The organism is Trichormus sp. NMC-1, assembly GCF_001858025.1.
In the GTDB taxonomy this organism is placed as follows: domain Bacteria; phylum Cyanobacteriota; class Cyanobacteriia; order Cyanobacteriales; family Nostocaceae; genus Anabaena.
In genome coordinates this window covers 7,585-25,540 of the sequence record NZ_LZQD01000011.1, presented here as the reverse complement: position 1 = coordinate 25,540, position 17,956 = coordinate 7,585, and the positions used below count along the sequence as shown (strand labels likewise).

Annotated in this window: 14 protein-coding genes and 1 pseudogene; 6 read left to right on the top strand and 9 right to left on the bottom strand. The window is 39.8% G+C overall.

Annotated features, from left to right (window positions below; translation table 11 throughout):
- Positions 1-79: 79 nt before the first annotated feature.
- A complete protein-coding gene (locus A9Y75_RS23695; RefSeq protein WP_071191993.1) occupies positions 80-1,747 on the bottom strand; it encodes an ATP-binding protein in 1,668 nt (555 codons plus the stop codon).
- 989 nt (positions 1,748-2,736) lie between these two features.
- Between A9Y75_RS23695 and A9Y75_RS23690 the strand changes: the two genes are divergently transcribed.
- Positions 2,737-3,315 (top strand): hypothetical protein, encoded by a 579-nt coding sequence (locus tag A9Y75_RS23690; protein WP_071191992.1) that lies wholly within the window; start codon positions 2,737-2,739, stop codon positions 3,313-3,315.
- Between the two features lie 170 nt (positions 3,316-3,485).
- On the opposite strand, the gene A9Y75_RS23685 is transcribed toward A9Y75_RS23690, so the two are convergent.
- The 3 genes from A9Y75_RS23685 to A9Y75_RS23675 all read right to left on the bottom strand — a co-directional run bounded on the left by A9Y75_RS23685 (position 3,486) and on the right by A9Y75_RS23675 (position 11,288).
- A complete protein-coding gene (locus tag A9Y75_RS23685) occupies positions 3,486-6,323 on the bottom strand; it encodes a DUF3962 domain-containing protein (RefSeq protein WP_071191991.1) in 2,838 nt (945 codons plus the stop codon).
- Between the two features lie 116 nt (positions 6,324-6,439).
- Positions 6,440-9,982 (bottom strand): hypothetical protein, encoded by a 3,543-nt coding sequence (locus A9Y75_RS23680; RefSeq protein ID WP_071191990.1) that lies wholly within the window; start codon positions 9,980-9,982, stop codon positions 6,440-6,442.
- Positions 9,975-11,288, bottom strand: coding sequence for a Fis family transcriptional regulator (locus A9Y75_RS23675; RefSeq protein WP_071191989.1), 1,314 nt, complete (start codon positions 11,286-11,288; stop codon positions 9,975-9,977). Before A9Y75_RS23675 ends, A9Y75_RS23680 begins: the two co-directional genes overlap by 8 nt.
- A 578-nt stretch (positions 11,289-11,866) precedes the next feature.
- Here A9Y75_RS23675 and A9Y75_RS28850 point away from each other — a divergent pair.
- Positions 11,867-12,967, top strand: a complete 1,101-nt coding sequence (locus A9Y75_RS28850; RefSeq protein WP_236721509.1) for a site-specific integrase — start codon at positions 11,867-11,869, stop codon at positions 12,965-12,967.
- 51 nt (positions 12,968-13,018) lie between these two features.
- Here A9Y75_RS28850 and A9Y75_RS26980 read toward each other — a convergent pair.
- A pseudogene (locus tag A9Y75_RS26980) lies at positions 13,019-13,384 on the bottom strand (four helix bundle protein); the annotation flags it as partial.
- A gap of 43 nt (positions 13,385-13,427) precedes the next feature.
- Positions 13,428-13,985, bottom strand: a complete 558-nt coding sequence (locus A9Y75_RS23665) for a Uma2 family endonuclease (protein WP_071192165.1) — start codon at positions 13,983-13,985, stop codon at positions 13,428-13,430.
- Between the two features lie 253 nt (positions 13,986-14,238).
- Here A9Y75_RS23665 and A9Y75_RS23660 point away from each other — a divergent pair, with 253 nt between their 5' ends.
- On the top strand, positions 14,239-14,529 hold the full coding sequence (locus tag A9Y75_RS23660) for an HNH endonuclease (RefSeq protein ID WP_071191988.1): 291 nt from the start codon (positions 14,239-14,241) through the stop codon (positions 14,527-14,529).
- Positions 14,530-14,720: 191 nt separating this feature from the next.
- Here the strand turns inward: A9Y75_RS23660 and A9Y75_RS23655 are convergent, their stop codons facing one another.
- Positions 14,721-14,960, bottom strand: a complete 240-nt coding sequence (locus tag A9Y75_RS23655) for a hypothetical protein (protein ID WP_071191987.1) — start codon at positions 14,958-14,960, stop codon at positions 14,721-14,723.
- Positions 14,961-15,125: 165 nt separating this feature from the next.
- On the opposite strand from A9Y75_RS23655, the gene A9Y75_RS30315 reads away from it, so the two are divergent.
- Complete coding sequence (locus A9Y75_RS30315; protein WP_071191986.1) at positions 15,126-15,323, top strand: ribbon-helix-helix domain-containing protein; 198 nt, start codon at positions 15,126-15,128, stop codon at positions 15,321-15,323.
- A gap of 60 nt (positions 15,324-15,383) precedes the next feature.
- On the opposite strand, the gene A9Y75_RS23645 is transcribed toward A9Y75_RS30315, so the two are convergent.
- A complete protein-coding gene (locus A9Y75_RS23645) occupies positions 15,384-15,932 on the bottom strand; it encodes a hypothetical protein (RefSeq protein ID WP_071191985.1) in 549 nt (182 codons plus the stop codon).
- Positions 15,933-16,017: 85 nt separating this feature from the next.
- Here A9Y75_RS23645 and A9Y75_RS28845 point away from each other — a divergent pair, with 85 nt between their 5' ends.
- Positions 16,018-16,260: a hypothetical protein gene (locus A9Y75_RS28845; protein WP_177176283.1), complete on the top strand. Its 243-nt coding sequence runs from the start codon at positions 16,018-16,020 to the stop codon at positions 16,258-16,260.
- A gap of 216 nt (positions 16,261-16,476) precedes the next feature.
- Here the strand turns inward: A9Y75_RS28845 and A9Y75_RS23635 are convergent, their stop codons facing one another.
- Positions 16,477-17,352: a DUF4351 domain-containing protein gene (locus A9Y75_RS23635; protein WP_071188854.1), complete on the bottom strand. Its 876-nt coding sequence runs from the start codon at positions 17,350-17,352 to the stop codon at positions 16,477-16,479.
- 155 nt (positions 17,353-17,507) lie between these two features.
- Between A9Y75_RS23635 and A9Y75_RS28840 the strand changes: the two genes are divergently transcribed.
- A partial coding sequence (locus A9Y75_RS28840) for a hypothetical protein (RefSeq protein ID WP_071188853.1) occupies positions 17,508-17,956 on the top strand: 449 nt, incomplete at its 3' end.

Here is a 17,956-nt window from a genome sequence, read left to right as displayed (position 1 = left end):
CTAGAAAAAAGTCTAATTTAAGGCGCTTCCCCGTGATTACAGAAGCTCATGGTTGGTTCAGTAGGTTATTATGAGTAGTTCACCCACCAAATATATCTATATTACCAATTGCATACTCAGATACATCTACGGTCGAAGATGGCAACCCCTGAAGTTCAGCTTTGTTCCTCATACTTTCCACTTTATCTGCTTCTCTAATAGCTAATGGATTAATTTGCTGACGTTCTGCTAACAGTGTTGCCACAGAAATCTCCAATGGTGGTAGTTTACTATTGGTAGGCACAGGCATATCTTCTGGAAACATTTGACAGAAAGTAGTAGCCGCAGCCCTCTCAACAATAGTTTGGATTTCTGCACCTACACAACGATTAGTTTCTTTGAGCAGTCGTCGCCATTCCTCTTGAGTATAAGGGTCAATTTTACCAGAAACATCACCACTAAACCTATCATCAAATCTAGCACAGTGGAGTTTAAAAATATTGTGTCTTTCTCCATAATTAGGCAAGTCTACTTTATAAATGTAGTCAAATCTTCCTGCCCTAGTTAATTCTGGTGGTAGCCATTCTAAACGATTAACACTGGCGATTACAATAACATCACTGGTACGTTCTTGCATCCAAGTGAGTAACTGTCCTGCTAACCTTCTAGCTATATCATCATCTCCAGCGAATCCCTTATCAAAGTCATCAAAATAAATAACAACTTCATTCAAACAATCTACTAAATTTAGTAATTGTTTCAGTTTTAGTTCTGCTTCATTACCATAGCATCTCAAATTACCCCAATCTACTAAAATCAAGGGAACACCTAAAATTTGAGAGCATACTTTAGCAGAATGTGATTTACCCGTACCTGGAGGACCTACCAGCATTATACCTTTAGGAACTCTGAGTTTATAGGCTTTAGCAAGGGGACTAAATAATCTTTTGAATTTCTTAAAAGCCTCCTGCATCAAATCCAATCCTCCCAAGGGAACTTGGGGAGTAGGAATAAACTCAATTCCATAAAGTCTGTTAAGCAAATTGATTTTATATTGGAGTAGTTCTTGGGCTATTGCTTCTGCACTTTTATCATGAGAATGAATTGATTTTAGCCCTTTAATTAAATCGGAAATGTATAGTCCAATCCCACTACGGACAATTGTAATTTTGTCCATTTCGCTCAAAGTTGATGGTAAAATTTCCTCTGCTTCCTCATTAAGACTTGCAGTAATTTCTGAGATATTAGGCAATTCTTGAGTAACTACAGGGATTTGAGCAGCAAGTTCTGGGTGTAAGTTAGCTTGAGAACCTAAAAGAATAGCGCATTTGATTTTACCAACAGCAGATTGAGAGAAAGAAAGATTGAGCAACTTTGATTTCATCCACTCAGATAGCAAGAAAAACTGTGTTTCTTGGGCTACATTAGCACTAATCCAAGGGTATAGATTCTCGATGATTAATACTCCTTCGCCCTGGAAACATTCCCAAAATTTCAAAATACTAAATTGGTCTTTTACTTCCTTTATTGGTGTCGGAGTATATTCATCAAAATCTTCAAAAGTTAGATGCACATTATCAAAGCATTCAACTTCCTTAATTATTTCTTGTCCCAAATTCCATAGATAGCACTTAATGCATATTTTTGAGCAATACTGGCAAAGAGAGCGGAGCATTCGATATCTTTCTTGTACAGGAGATTCACAAATAATCACAGGCTCTCCTGTGGTGATGAAGTTAGTCAGTTTTCCTAAGAATAAGGATGCCATATTATTATATTCACAAGCTTTTTATAGGATTAGTACCGCAGTGCGAAAGTCAAAATGAATACGGCATTGAGCTTTTCAGTTATCTGCAATAGTTGCTAGTAGTCTGTAAAAATAAATTTGACAGGTTATGAAAATCAAGAAGCTTCAAATTTTATAGTTTTTGGCAAATTTATATCCGTCAATTACTTCTTGATAAACTACCAGTACAGTAAGGCGTAAGTGAATGAATCATTTTCAAGTCTTGTAATCAATCAAATTTTCGTAGCTTTTAATGGTCATCTTATTTACGCCTACCTTTTACAAGGGTTCTAAACTACAAACAAAGTTTTTACCAATTATAATGGTGGGTTCACTTATGCCGTGCTGTACTGGATTTAGGTTCTACCGATCCCCTTATGGTAATTAACCATTAATTATGGTGAAACCTTTACAGGGCAAGGTTTATAGGATTTTGTGCCATTATTACGAACAAAACCTTTGCAGGATAAGACTTTCAAGGATTTTAAACTGGATTTTGCATAAAGGGATCGGTAGACCCTGGATTTATACTAATTCTGTATGATTATTGAATCTTTGAAAATCCAGATTAGCCAAAAATTTGGCTGACATTGATGAGAGTTTAAGCATACCTACAGCGGTTTGCTCCCGTTAGGAGGTACAAACTGAGAACCAAAACTCAAGCAGCAACGGTGTTCCACCTCCTGCTGTAACAAAATTTAAATCTGATTTGTATAGCCAAATTCTAATGATAATTTGAGGTTTTAGCTAGGATTAAACTATGTAATTTCTTTCTATCAAATGATAGATGCAGAATGTAAATAAAAATAGATTAAGTTACAGATTTAGAATAAGAAGAGTGTCTTTAAAATAGAAGTATAATCAATACTTTTCTGATTAGCCCACAATTTACTTTGTCTGCGGCGGAAAGGAATTATAACTTTTCCCCCTTAATCAAAAGGTATTGGAAGTGTTGTTACTTATACGCAACAATGGCGACTAAATTATTTCTGGTTTATCCTATTATTTTAATTCCCACCTTCGCTGATACTAAAAATCGTTCTCCTTGTATTAAACCAAATGGGAGTGGTAGTGTGAGTGTGGGTGTTTCTGAAAAACGATTTGGACAAGTGCTAAAATATTATTTTGGTGATTGGGTGCGATCGCAACAAGAAATGCTACCAAACGGTCATGACCGCCCTTATACCGCAGATTTTGTAATTGTAGAGCCAACTACTGAGCTATATCTCGATATTGAAGTGGATGAAAGCCATTGTTTTTCTACAGGAGAACCAACACATTTTATTGGCGATGATGATTATAGGAATAAGTGTTTTGTGGATGCTGGATGGGTGATAATTAGGTTTGCAGAAGAACAAGTAGTTAGTCAGCCACAACGCTGTTGTCGCTTTATTGCTAATGTAGTAGCAAAGTTAAGTGGAAATGAATCATTGAGTTACCAGTTTACAGATGTTCCACAACTGACTCCTGTTAAGCAATGGTCAAAGAGAGAAGCAACTTCGTTGAAGAAGAAGAAGTATCGCCAAGCCTACTTGTCAGCTACACCATAAAAATAGTTGGAAGAAGGTTGGCGAGGTTCTAGCAACCAAGTGCTACACTTTTTCACTCCCCGTCACTTGCATGAAGCCAACTTGTTTAGCGATGTGTAATATTTTAGGTACCAAAACCATCATTATTACTGCCATTTTTTAGAACGAATTCCTCTAATTAATATAGCCTATTAATCAACAGATTCTTCTGAATCTTCCTCCTCTTCTAAGTCAACAGATTCCACCCTATCTTTAGCACTCACAGCATATTGTTTAGCTGAAATTGCCAACGGAAAAGGTAATGGTAAAGAAACCTCATTAGCAAAATATGGCCATCGGTATCTAAGATTATGGATAAAGCAAGCTAACTTATCTCGTTCAAAACCTGGGTGATGAATAACAGCTATTTCTAACGGTTTTGGATTACCTGCTTGTAAACTGCCATTATCAAGCCGGGACTGTTTTTTTTGTAATATATTTGTACCTTGCTCGGTATTTAACGGCTTCCTCATACTGAAGTAAAGTGCTGTTGTCTCATAATTACAAACACCCTGCCAACAGAATAAACCATTAGGTCTGCTACCAGGAGAACCCTTAGCAATAGCAACGGGAACTTCACCATTACCTGGAACTCTTAACCGCACAACCGAAAGCCGATTTATTTCCGATTCTGTCATGTGCCGTTTTAGTTGATCGGGTAAATTGTTAGCTGGTAGTTGGGGATTTTGTAACCATGTCAGCATTGTACGAACATTTATGGCTTCAGCCATAAACAGCACATGGGGAGGTTTTTCCTCTTCAATTGATGTACTTAAACAATCACGCAAGCAATCGGTAACAAATTTATTGAGAAACTTCTGTTCGTTTTGGGTATCACTAGACTGTTGTGCATCGCTAGTATCACCAGTCGTTTCATCAGCATAGGTATTAGGTTCCCATTTTTCACTGAGTAAATATCCCAGCCCTGCTGAATACGATACCCAGCCTTGTGTAGCGAAGAAAGTAGGGGTAGTGACCTGTACTGTTCCCTTGATTGGGTTGACTCGTACCATCAACGCGACAGTAGAAGCTTGATTATTAGCTGTTGTTTTTCGAGTGCGGCGTAAAACATAAAAACAAGTCAGCCACATATTTGGATCTATGCCATCTTTTTCAAAGTCGATGAGAGGAGTAGGTAAAATTCCAAATTGTCGTAATAAGTCTGATACTGCTCTTTGCACTCGATTTTGAGATTTTTTCGGAATGTATTCTTTACCATTTGTTTCAGATGTTTTTAAAGCATGGATGTGCTGATTGACATAACCAGCCTGCATTACCCCAATTCGCACAGCAAGTTTTGGATCTGACTCCGGTGGAAAGAAATATTTCTTTGGTTTAATTTCTACTAAAGCACCACTTAATCCTTCTGGTGAGGGTAAATATGAGGTAATCTGATGAATACGCTTGTCTATCAAATTAGTGCGTTTTTGTTGTCGGTTATTGCCCTCAACTTCAGGATTATCAACATCTAGTCTTGCTGTTATGTCTGAGACGTGCTGAGTTATAATCCGCAAACATACATCCTGATTTTGATAAATAGTTTCTTCTCTTGTTAACCCAGTTAAAGTTTCGTAAGTGATTGTTTCTCCTTGAGGTGAGATTGAAAGTAATTTACAAATTTCTGCAATGAGCGCATCTCGACATTTTTGGGTTTCCCACAAAATTAGGATGGTATGAGGAGAGCTTTCAGGGTGTCTAAATGTAGCTGGGGCAGCAATTTTTGGACGCAACATTGGCGTAGATAAATCATCAGGATTTTTAGGTTCTAGACTACCTTTTCTTTGTGAGTTTACTGGTTCCCAAAAAGGTATATACTTACCTGATTTTCTTATCCCTTCACCTATACGGCGAAATGGGAAATTTTCTTGCTCGATCTTATTTTGAATAGCACTATCTAAACTAGCTAAATCCAGTGGACTTACACCAGGAAAACAAGGAAATTCACCCAAATGTCGAGAGTCATAAGCAATAGCAGCTTGTATTCCAGTCTGGGCAGCACCAAAGACAGACCAATTATAAACTGGCTCACTAGCTAAACTATCAGGATCAGGAAGTGGAGAATCATTAATTTTCAGTAATTCACTAATAGCTCTTGGCCATCTTGCTTTCCTTCCTTCTTGCGTTGTAATTTGCTTAATAGGCATATTAATCAAGCGGAATGGTTGTTTTTTCCCATCTAACCATCTTCGATTATCACCAATAAAAGCGGTAGCACCCCGATAAGGTAAGCCTTCCATAGATTCAGTCAGCCATCTGCGAATCGAAAGTTGATGATAAATCATTGGCTGACTGCGCCAAGGCACTGTTTGTAACTGGAAACGGATGACAAAAGAAATTTTTACTGTGCCAACTTGTTTTTTATTTTTAATTAGTGGCACTTCATTAGGAGGCCATGATATTAGTTCGGCTCCTTGCTTAAAAGTTACTACTTGGTAAAAAGTTAGTTTTCTATCATTATCCCAACCAAAACTAACCTGTGGATTTTTGATAAATTCCCCAGCCATATAATCAGGTATTGCCTGCCAGCGAATATCTATGTTATGTGGGTTATTTGGTGGAAGTTGCAAAGGATAAACTGTTGATTTATCGTCCCATTCCCAAGCACTATCATCCAGTTTGTCGAGAATAGATTCAACTTCGTCATCACCTAAACAGTAGCTAAATTCCTCACGCAACCAATCTTTGATCAGGTCAGGTAAGTTGGAAAGTTCAGCGCGTTCTGTTGCTAATAATATCCAAGGTACACCGGGACGTTGCCAGCCATTACGTACTGTCTGAATGATTCTAGGAAAGCTAGCAGCTATAATTGGGTCAAGGGAGGAGACGGGCACGGAGGGATAACCTCTACCTAGCAAATTGACACGTTTTTGCGCCAGAGATTTAGCAACTTGCTGCCATGCAGTAGGGACATGGAGAGAAAAAAGTTCGTATTGTTGATCCTTAATCAGTTCCCAAGCTCCAGGAAGAAGAGTTTGAATTTTAAAGGGCATAATTTAACTCCTTATCTTTGAGTTGATTCTGTACATTGAAGAAAGCACTATAGAGGGGGGTTCGCTATTTTTTTTTGAAAATATTGTTTACCAATAAAATCGATAGCGAAATGATTTTAAAGGTCGTAGCGTAAATCCTTTGTTTGTTTGAGTGCATTAAAGAAAGCACCATAGAGGGATTTGGCTAATGTTTTTTCCCAAGGTTGTTTGTCTTCTGGCTCAATAGCAAGTTGAAGTTCCTTAATCATGGCAACTAACAGTGAGGTGACTTCGTTGTCGAGTTCACTGTCAACTGATTTAGGTGCAAACTTGGCATCTAGAAAATGGACAATACAGGGAACTCCTCCACGTACTAAACGGCCGATAATTTGCCAAATACTTACCAATTGAGTCCAGCAGAGTATAGAACGTTCATCGCTGGTTAACTGCTTAAACGACATCGCTCGACAGTTCAACTCAAGCATCTTCGCCACCGCATACTGGTAAAACTCATTTTCTACATTCGTCAGCGTGAGAGCATCGCCTCGTTTTTGTAGTGCCTCATAAAGCTCAAAATCTGAAGACTTTTCCAACGCCCAATTATTGAGTTGCTGGACGGTAGTTTGCCAATCGTCGGGAACTGGCATTGGTCGGCTCAAGAATACCGCTGCCCCAAATGCGGCTATTCGGTTCTCGTTGAGGATGTTGTGACCCCGCTCCAATGCCATCAAAGGTGCAACGACAATTGAGGTAGACATTTGGGCGAGGTCACGAATTTGACCGCGACGAATACCACTCAAGTGACCCGGAGCATTGTCACGGCGCAGGGTAGCAATGCCGTTAAGATTTTCAACATTACGGTAGAGGGGTTTTAAAATTGACTCCACCAATTCTGCTTCCTCATAGCTGTTAGTAATCAGCAATAAGCGTTGGCGATCGCCCCAGCCTTGGGGGTCTTTCTGCTCTTGTTCCTTTAAAGTCTCAAATAACTCAGTCAGAAAACTGGTAGCTTGCCCAGGACTGTGACAGATGGCCTTGACCATTTCGTTGACAGCTATTTTTCTCACAGCTGGTGGCAGTCCCGATAGAGCAATGTACTTACCAACTGCATTACGCTGGGAACTGAAGAAAAAGTCGCTTTCGCCAATCCCGGCATCTCCTGCTGTGTGATTATTGGTAGCTGGTTCCAGCAAGATAGTTGGTTTTTGGCGGATGTGATAAGCTGGTGTCCCTGGTGCATAGCTAGTGCCTGATATCAAAACTGTATGGGGTCCATCCCAACCATCAACAGCAAAGAGATGGGGAAAATTGAGGAGTAAATAGCGTCCAACCCCAACGTAGCGAAAATATTCCAACTTACCACCAGATTTGTTACTCCTATCTCGCGTATACCTGAAGCCTAAAATGTTTCCCACAGGTGAAGATGGCACAACTGGCAGATAATCACGGGGGGGGCGGTACACAAGGGCAAGACTCGTGTCGTGCAAGTCAAAGACTCGCGATCGCATGAGTGCATTCAGGTTATCCACTAGAAAACCCAGCCTATCGTTGAGTACCGTTACGAGAATTGCTAAGTGCAAATGGAGTGTAACTTCCTCAAACTTAGTTTTTTCTGTGAGATCAATCCCCAATGATTCCAGCCATTTGCGTAACCATTCAGCAACCTTAGTTAATGCTTTTGCGTCATTTTCCGCACTCAATAAAGTAAGGGCAAGGTCTGAAAGTTCTCCTCCTTTGTCATGATTAAGGGGAGCTTGCAAAAATCCCTCCAAAGTTTGCATGATTTTTTTACGGCGCTGGCGTTCCTCTTCGGGAGGTAAACCTGCCTCAATCCGTTTTTGTCGTTCCTTGCTGCGTTCCGCACGTTTTAGCTGGGGAGATGGTTTTTCCGCTTCTGTTTCTGGTGTTTCTAGAATATCGCGGATAATATGGGCAAAAAGTGAACGACCTGTAAAGGGGTTTTGTCCTAACCATTCCACAAGTTTTGGCTGGTTATGGAGTCGGGGAAGAATGAGGTCTGTGGCAATTTGAGCATAGTCATTGGCTCTTTTTGCTGCGGACACGAATTCAGCCGCCATGCTGCTGCGGTCTGAATTGTAAATAGTAGTGGCGAATTTGAGTCCTAGCTTATTTAATAGGGAGTTTCCAGAAGAATTGACTAAGACTTCATCAGGGGCGCAAGCTTCGTCAAACTGCACCTGTACCCTGTCGGCTTCATCAACAAACAGAAAGTCACATTCACGGTAAACGGCTTCAGCAAAGGTCAGTTTTTCGGCAAAAACTTGCGGGGGAACGCGGGTATGAATGAAGCTGGCTGGTGTTAACACCCAAACCAATGCTGTAGCTATGTCGCGTTCTAATTGGTGACGCGGACACTTATAATACAAGGGACAGGTATATTTATCTTCACTCTCACCCTGTTCCCAATTCTCGAAATCCTCATCATCTTCCGCCTGGGAATTGCCTTTTTTGGTAGTAGCTTGTTTTTGGTAAAGATTGTGACATGGTTCTTCACCAAACTCCCATTTTTCTACTGATTGCACTAAACCTAATAAGGGACAGACAGGACTAAACCAACGCCAAGCTGGGTGAGTTGCTCCTGTTTCGATTTCTTCCCCCTTGGTTGCTAAAATTGGCTCATAAACTTTTTCTAAGTGTTGCAAGCGATCGCTTCCTAATACAGGAGATGCCAGAATTCCTAATCCTTCTCGAAAGAGGGAAGCCAGACGCACTGCTGCCACAACATCGTTTACCAGCAATGCACAGCGATAACCTTGTTTGGCAAAATGGTAAATCAGAATATCAAACAGTGTCGATTTACCGACATTCAATAAACCGACAATATGGACAAGTTTGTCTAATTTGATTTGAGTATTTAGTTGGGAAGGTTGAAAATCATCTATTGATGAATCATATAACTTTAAAGCAATTCCTGTGAGACGTTGATGATAATTTTCAGGCTCATACCCAGCTTGAGCCAATTTTTCATCCATTTCCTGAGCATCTTGGAGCAATTTTTCTAAAGTGACAAGACGAGAGGGATTCACAGCCGTGCGTGTGCTATGAAAAGATATCTGCGGAGAAAGAGCCACATTAGCCACAGCTTCAGGAATATTGATGGGAACATCAATGGTTGTGTGACCCTTGTGGGAAACTTTGGCATACCAATAACCAGAGGTTGCTAGTTTGATTTTTCGTTTTTTGTGCGGTGGAGTTTTTGATAAGGTCTGACGGTATAGTTGTAAGCGTTGGGGGTAAGTGCTAGATGGAATCAGTTGAGGAACATCATTTATATCCGTTAAGCTGAATATCCTGATAATTTCAGGTAATTTAATGTATTCAGCCAGAGTCCGCTCCCACTGTCTTCCTTTGCGACGCACAAGATAAAAACGGGCTTTTTGTACAAGCAACCAGTTTTCTTGACTTTCAAGTGCTTTGACTGGAAAACGATATCCTAAAAGTAATGCTGATACGGAAGTTGCTCTTTCGTCTGGGGCTACCTCCATCAGTAAAGTTAACCCCAATTCCACTTCGGCAATAAGTTGGGCAAGACGTGCTACTTCTCGCTGCTGTATATTCACATCTGCATTTGGTAAACTTTCTTCCAAATAAGCTTTTAAGTCCAGTGATTTGCGAAGGGCTTCACGCAATGATTTGCCCCATTGAGAAATATCACGCATGATTTTTCTTCTCCAAAATCTGTTTAGCTTGGGAGATAATTTCACTAACCAGCTTCAAGCGCACGCCACCCAATTCTGGTTCGAGTCTTTGGCGTTCCACCTCAATTCGTAAGAGATCATTTCGCTCATCTGGGAAGACAACAAAGGTTTCAGTCGTATCAAAGCGGTACTCTACCTTCCGCAAACGCTCTTCATCTAGGTAAGACCAATCCTTAACATCAATTGCCCAGCGCACTTTCTTACTAAACTCTACGAGTAAGTCAAATTCATCAATTTCTGGCCAAAGAGCGACACGTACTCCCAGTTTTGTCAGGGCTTCTGCTAGCTGAATTTCCCAAAGTCCTGGCAGTGTCCCGTACCGATGCACCCCTGGGGTAAGGACTTTCCAATCTTCTGCTTCATGCTTGGGAATTGACGGTTGGGGTGGGAGGCGAAGTTTCGCACTCAGTTGTTCACAAGTCATGTTTCGGCAGTTATAAGTCTTATCTTGACGGCGGCGCATTACATATTTACAGCGAGGGCAGAAGTGATAAGTCGGATCACTGGTTAAATCAACTAAATCCACATAAATTTGCCGTAAAAAATCACGCAGAGGTCTTAATTGAGATGAAGACAAAAGGCGACGGTATTCGGAGTAGGGAAGGACAGGACGCTCGATAATCAGCTTTCGTAAGGTGCGATAAGCTTCTTCTAGTTGGTTTGCCCGACAGTATTCCAAGACATCTTGCAGAACTTTCTCTTGCACCTGCATTTCTACATCAGCACCTGTAACCTGCCACTGGAGGGCAAAGTCAGAAACTAACCCGTCTTCTATGAGGGTGACTGCCGATGAAAGGTGTTTAATCTCTGCTGCTGGTTTCCACTCAACGACTGGTTTTTTCGCCCAGTCAAAAAATTCTGGCAAGTTCGAAGGTGCTTGTTCGTCTCCAGAAAGCAAAGATGTTAAGTGCATTCTGGACATACCGACACGAAGAGCTGTTGGAATACACGCCCTGTTCATCGGTTCTTGTTTTTCCCACTCTACTAAGCCAGTTGCTAAATACCGTAATGTTTCCGTTACTGGTATTTGCAGTCCAGGTTCTACTTCTGGGTCGGAGGTGAGCAAACGAAGACTGCGGGCAATATTATCTTCCCAATCCACATCTATACCTCGCATTGTCTGCAACCAGCGTTGCAAAGTTGCTTTTTGACGGGGTTGCATTTCCAGTTCAACACACAACTCTTCTAGGGTGGGTCCCTTTTTATGGATACGAAACCATTCCTGCAATGCGTTTAGGATTTTGTCCCGATGTCTGGTGATTTTCATTGGTCACCCCTCCTCACCATGTTGGTTTGACCAATTCTGACACCAGATTCATTTAGGCGTCAAGAATATTTTGCAATGTTTCTATTATGTTTCCAATGTTTCTGTTTTTTATAAAAAACAGTGCTGATGCAGGAACTTGCCAAACCCAGCAGCCTAATTTTCCCCAAACATAGCTGGATAAGTAATCTGACAAAATTAGGGAGCAACGCGATTTCATTTTCAATAAACACCATTGATTCTCAACAACTTTGTCTTTATTTTTCTGTTTTCACTTTTTTTCAGTAGTGATTCCTACGGAGCGAAGGGCTCCACCAAGAAGATAACGGGAAAAGTTAGCCACCTACTTAAGGTGTTTACTCATGACCCACACCCAAGAATTCCTTTGAAAAAGAGGAATTGGAGCTTTCTAGGAAGGGGGGAAATTCCTCTCTTTTTGAACACAAAAAAACCAAAGCTAAAACGTAAGTCCTAGACAAATACTAGAGCCGCAACAGATAAGCACATCCACGGAAAGATAGAATAAAATAAAAGCTTCCTGAAAGAGTCCTTCCAGGAAGCTAGATGTTAATTGTTATGTGATGGTTATTTCCCAGATGGATATCACTAATGTTGAAGTTAGCCCGGTAGAAATTCTCCCTTCCTCCTCCAGTAAAGTTGTATCTCGTGATACTTCTGCATCTGTGACCGCTGAATTAGTTGAGGAGGTGATTCGTCAATATTATTACCGCACACCTGCTGTAGCAAATGATGAGGAGTTGATTTTGGCTTGGGCAGGGTCACAGAACCGGGAACAAACTAAGCGAAAATACTATCGCTTTGGTCAAAAATTACTCGCTTGGTTGGAAAATCAAGGTGTACGGGATTTGAGATTAGTCCAGCCACCAAAGTTACTGGAATTTATTGCTAGTTGGGGTGACGTTTCCCCTTATACTAAATCTAACCAGGTGTTGATGTTGCGATCGCTCTGGAGTTATGGGCATGGGGAGAATGTTGGCTATTTTTTACGGAATATCGCCAGTACCATAAATTACGATAATTTCAGTGACTTACCGAAGGCAGAGCGTTATTTAGAAGATTGGGAGATGGCGCAGTTGGCTGATGTTGCCCAGCGATTGGGGGAGCAGTACTGGCTGGTTTTTTGTTTGCTTTTTTATAGTGGGATGCGGGTGGGTGAGGTTGGTCGGGTGACGGTTCCTGGTGATAAACCGGGTCAACCCAAGGAAGATTATCCGGGTTTATATTGGCACAACTTTAAATGGCAACCCGACCCGATACCGTCAGATAGGTCCAGGGGATATTACACAATTAAGTTTCGGGGGAAGGGGGGGAAGTACCGGGAGATTGGTTTGGATCATGAGACTTCGCTGATATTTAAAAACTACCGGGGGATGGCAGGTGAGAAGATGCCAGTGTTTCCGAATCTGTCACCAGACCCAAAAAAGCGGGGTTTGCCGTTGAGTGACCGAGCGATTAAAAGGTTAATTCAGGATATATCTGAGGTGGCCAAGGTGAAGTTTTCTTGCCACTGGTTGCGCCATTCTCACGCGTCGCGGGCGGTGGATAGTAAATCACTGTTTGAGGTGCAAGACCAGTTGGGGCATAGTAAGAGCGATACTACTAAGACTTATGTTCGTTCTAAAAAGGATGCGGGGACGGGGACTGTGTTGCCGAGGTTTTGAGAAGAAATGTGCGCCATGGCGCACAAAGAGGAAAAGGGGCGGGGAGCAGGGAGATGGATTGTTGATTATAGTTACTAGAATGCCTAATACTTGGTTGTAGGTTCTATAAAGTTCTCTACCTGTATCAACTTCTAAATAACCACATTTCACAGCAAAAGTAAGCCAAGTCTGAGTTTCTGCTGCTTCTGCTTCTACATCATTCAACTTAGCAATAAAAGCAGCCTCATAACGACGTTTTCTCCATGCTTCTGCCAGATTTGCACAGACAGACCGTGATGATCTACGAATTTGATCTGTCAATGAATACTTCTCTTCAACAGGAAACTTTTTAGATAATTCAAAAATTTTCATGGCAACATCTAAAGCCATTTTATATACTTCCAAGTCTTCATGACTTTTAATAGGCTCTCTTTCCATTCCCCTTGCCTTGCCATAACGACAATTTTTAACGCCTACCTACTTAAAACCCTTGTAGTAAACGTTGAATAGAAATTTTAATTTCTGGAAATGCTAACGGAGATATTTCACCTAAAGTCAAGGTTAATTCTTGGGAGTAATCAGCATTTATTGGCTCTCTAAACACTTTTACTTGTTGATTCTTTAAATCTACTACCCAATATTCAGGAATTGATGCTGCTGCATAGGTTTTGCGTTTTACATCTAAATCTTTATTCAGGGTAGTTTTAGAATATTCGATTAACCAAAATATATTTTCAGGATAAGGATGGTGACTGCGATAAATAGCACGCTGTGGTTCAACTATTGCTAAATCTGGTTCTGGTTCTGAATTACTTTCAGGAATAGTAATAGGTTTTGCATCTCTTACCAATGCTTTTGAACCGAGTAATTCCCGCAAATATTCAGCCGAGTCAGTATTAATTTGCGCGTGTTCTGGTCCTTCCGGTGCCATGTTGATAATTTCTCCATTTAGTAGTTCAACTTGACGACCAGCTAAAAGGCCAATTTCAATCATACGATGATAGTCGTCTAAACTCCATTTAGCAGTAGTAACTGTCATGGTGAGTTTTCCTTGCATCCAGGGTGTGATTTTCATTTTAAGCTCAAAATTCAATACAAAGATGAGATATTCTGACTACTGAATCTTGAATTCTCTTTCTTTGATGAAGAATTTACATCTAATCTTCAGTTTTTTAACTTCTAGCTGAACCTTGATTGCTGAATGCAGAAGTTAAAAATTAAATCACAAAAAAATGTTGTTGTTTATTTTATAATAATATCATAATATCACAATCCTAAAGTTTAATTTAATCATGGTGTACCCAAAGCACTGGAAAGAATTAGCTAAAAACATTAAAGAAAAAGCTGATTGGTCTTGCCAAAAATGCGGTCGTGTTTGCTTACGTCCTGGTGAAAAACCTAATGACATTATTAAACCCCGTGCCTATAACCTGCAAGTGCATCACCACAATATGAATCCTGCCGATAACAGGGTTGAGAACCTGATCCCGGTCTGTTCTGGATGCCACCTTAATTATCATCGTGGTGGTAAGGGTAATGTTTCTGTTGGTCAATTATCTCTATTTGATCTGTCAAAATTTTAGATTTTATTCATTGGAGATGTAGATATTTTCTTGAAGAGAAATGGAAAAACAAGATACACAATTATTTATCTGTATTTATCTGCATCAAAAATAGTTAAACTAGGAAGAAATCCATAAAATTATTTTGACAGGAGGTTAAACCCTCCTGTCAAAATAATTCTTAATTAGTTGGCAACACTGGTTATTTCTTGTTATTTAATCAGGATTTGTCTGATCAAAATACTCATGAACTCCCCAACATTACCAGTGGGTATGGGTTCGCTCCAATCTCCAACATCTGCATAACCAATTACCTGTAAATAATGAATTGTGCTGGTAACAGTTCTCCTTGAACCAATTAATAAATGCTTTAATGGTTCTCTGTTACTGGGTTGTTCTTTGACTACTGTGGTGTCATTAGCACTGGCGAGAAAATTTTGAATTTGTGTCATGATTGATTTACCTGTAAGGGTTAAGGCGATTTACCTACCTGTCAAGATTCACAAAGTGCAGCGTAGGTGTCGCCTTATTTTTATTTTATATGTAGATGTGTAAGTGTGTATATGGCGTTGCCCATAAATTTGTAAAGTGTGGAGGTATTGATGTGTGTATAGCCAGTGGTAAGACCAAGAAAAGCTGAGAAAGACAAATATGGTGAACCAAAGCAGAGGTATCAGATCATGCTAACTGAGACTGCTTCCACAGAACTTGATAGGGTATCCGAGAAATTAGGCATCACTAGAAGTGAGTTAGTTGAACAGGTGATTAGACAGGGTTTATTGGAATTAGTAAAAATAGATATAACAGAGGATTAATAGACTGTGAACAATTATTGTTAGCATTTGTTAGTAAAATACTAGCTAGTTACTAACCTCCTACTGCCGAACTGGATAATACAACCCATCTTCTGCCTGAAATTTCCAGCCCAACCCACTAGGATCTCGATTCCTAGACCAGCTGATGAATTCCTGTTCAGTTTTGGTTTCCCGTTCATTAATTAAACTCTGCGGTGTCATCCCCAATCTCTGCGCTAAATTTTCATTGGGGAAGGAGTTGATTTCTACAGCTTGTTGATACTGGTATGGATACGCTGAACTCCGAGGTCTAGAGTTACTGTATCTACCAGAAGCTATAGCCCGTTCAATCTTTTCTAAGTGCTTGGCAATAGTTTCTAGTTTAGTGGACAGCTGTTCGTCTTGCTGACAAAGGTGTGTTTCCAGTTGCCCCAATTTCTCCTCCACCTCCTGTAACTCGGTGGTTGCTTCCAGTTTAGCACTGCTATCAAACTGTGAAATCAATTCATGTAACCCTTGCAGTAACGCTGTTGTGTGACCATCACGGTGAATTTTTGAGATCTGTCGTACTATAGGAATTAGTACATTAGGCACGCGGATCATTTGGCTGGGTGAGGTCTTATTATTCATGGCGATATCAGTTGTGATATCGAGAATTTTATAATGAAAGTTTCTTTGCTGGCTCACCACTTGTCGGTTTGCAGACTAAATGAAAATGGGAGCTTGTACTGATGTAATAATTCGACAACAGCCAAAATTAGATAATATCAAGCTGCTGTATAAGTATGCTATAACACCGCTGACAATTCAAAATTACTTAGATTTTCAAAGGTATTTCAGTTTCGTCAATTCCTTAAATCTTCAAGTGGATGGCGAAGGAAATTCTGACAGTGATAGCGACTGGCTTTTTGGGGAAGGTTTGGGAGGTGTGGGTTCAGAAGATGTTGATAATTTTTGAAATTAGCTATAAAACAATTGTATTGACCAAAAATAAGTCTCAAACTAATGAATTGAGATGCATTAATCTGGGTTGAAATCCTTGACTGACAAAGAATTGGTAAATAACCAATATGTAATTAATTCTGTCGAGGTACTTAAAACGACGTATCTTCGTTAGTCACCTTGACAGGGCTACTCCTAATATCAATCAGGTTGAATTTTTTAGTTTAGTTGGCTAATTTTCTTTTAACCAATTTTCTAAATCATCAACCTTGCTAAAATCTAATAATGCTTCTCCCAAAGATTCTATTTTCTCAATTGGTAATTTTTGAATCCGTTCAATTAACCCAGGTTGAATTTCTCCAAATCGTTTATTTAGCAAGCGGATAATTAATGCTGATTCTTTTTGCCAAATTGCTAAATCTCTTTCTTGTTGATACAATGGTGCTAGTCTCATAATTACCTCTCTATCTTCCGGATCTTGATTATTTTTTGTCAAATGCGTTTGCAGATTGTAAAATAATTCTAGCGTGATTCTCCTGAAAGGATGATTTGCGGGTAATGCTATAAGTTCGTCAATAGCTTCTTTTTGAACTGTTCCTCTTCCTAACATTCTAATCCATAGGGTTTCTTCTATACGTGGTAATTGATGAATTACTACTATGGCTGTACGAAAAGAGTCACCTAAGTAGTATATTCCCGCTAAAGAGTCATTTTTTAATGTAGCATAAAAACCTGATAAAAGGTTAGCAGATGCGGTAGGGGTAAGTATCCATAATTTTGGAATTTCGTTTTCTGAGATTTTGGTGTTATTTCGTTTTGCTTCTCTTTTTAATAGGGATTTAACTTCTACTAATTTTACTATACAATCTAGGATTTCATCTGCTGTAACTGGGTTGCGATAGGGTTCAAATATTGCTGGCTTTGATGCCATTTTACCTAATAGTCCTAACAGTTGCAAATTAGGATCTACTTGGAGGTATGGTGAAAAATAAACATCTATTTCTTTGATTTCTGCTGCAACTCGACTAGGTGCTTGTACTTCTCCATAGTTTTTCAGAAGTTCTTCTAAATAGTCTTTAGAAAATTGGTCATGTATAAATCTGGTCATTTTTATTGATGATTAATTGTCTGATAGCGTAGCTATATCAAGATTTATAATATTTGAGGATTTACAGGATTGTTAATTGATGATTTTATCCTTTTTAAGATATTAATTAATGTCCTTTATTAAAAATTAATATTTTACTTTGGTTATTTGTCGGTTTGGCTGACGCAAAGAAACCTAACATTTTTATTATCTCACCCAAAGGTATAAAGTTACCACATATAACCACAGATATTTATATAAATAGAGAAATATTCAGAGATATCCAGATAGCCAGAGATATCCAGATAGCCAGAGATATCCAGATAGCCAGAGATATCCAGATAGCCAGAGATATCCAGATAGCCAGAGATATCCAGATAGCCAGAGATATCCAGATAGCCAGAGATATCCAGATAGCCAGAGATATCCAGATAGCCAGAGATATCCAGATAGCCAGAGATATCCAGATAGCCAGAGATATCCAGATAGCCAGAGATATCCAGATAGCCAGAGATATCCAGATAGCCAGAGATATCCAGATAGCCAGAGATATCCAGATAGCCAGAGATATCCAGATAGCCAGAGATATCCAGATAGCCAGAGATATCCAGATAGCCAGAGATAT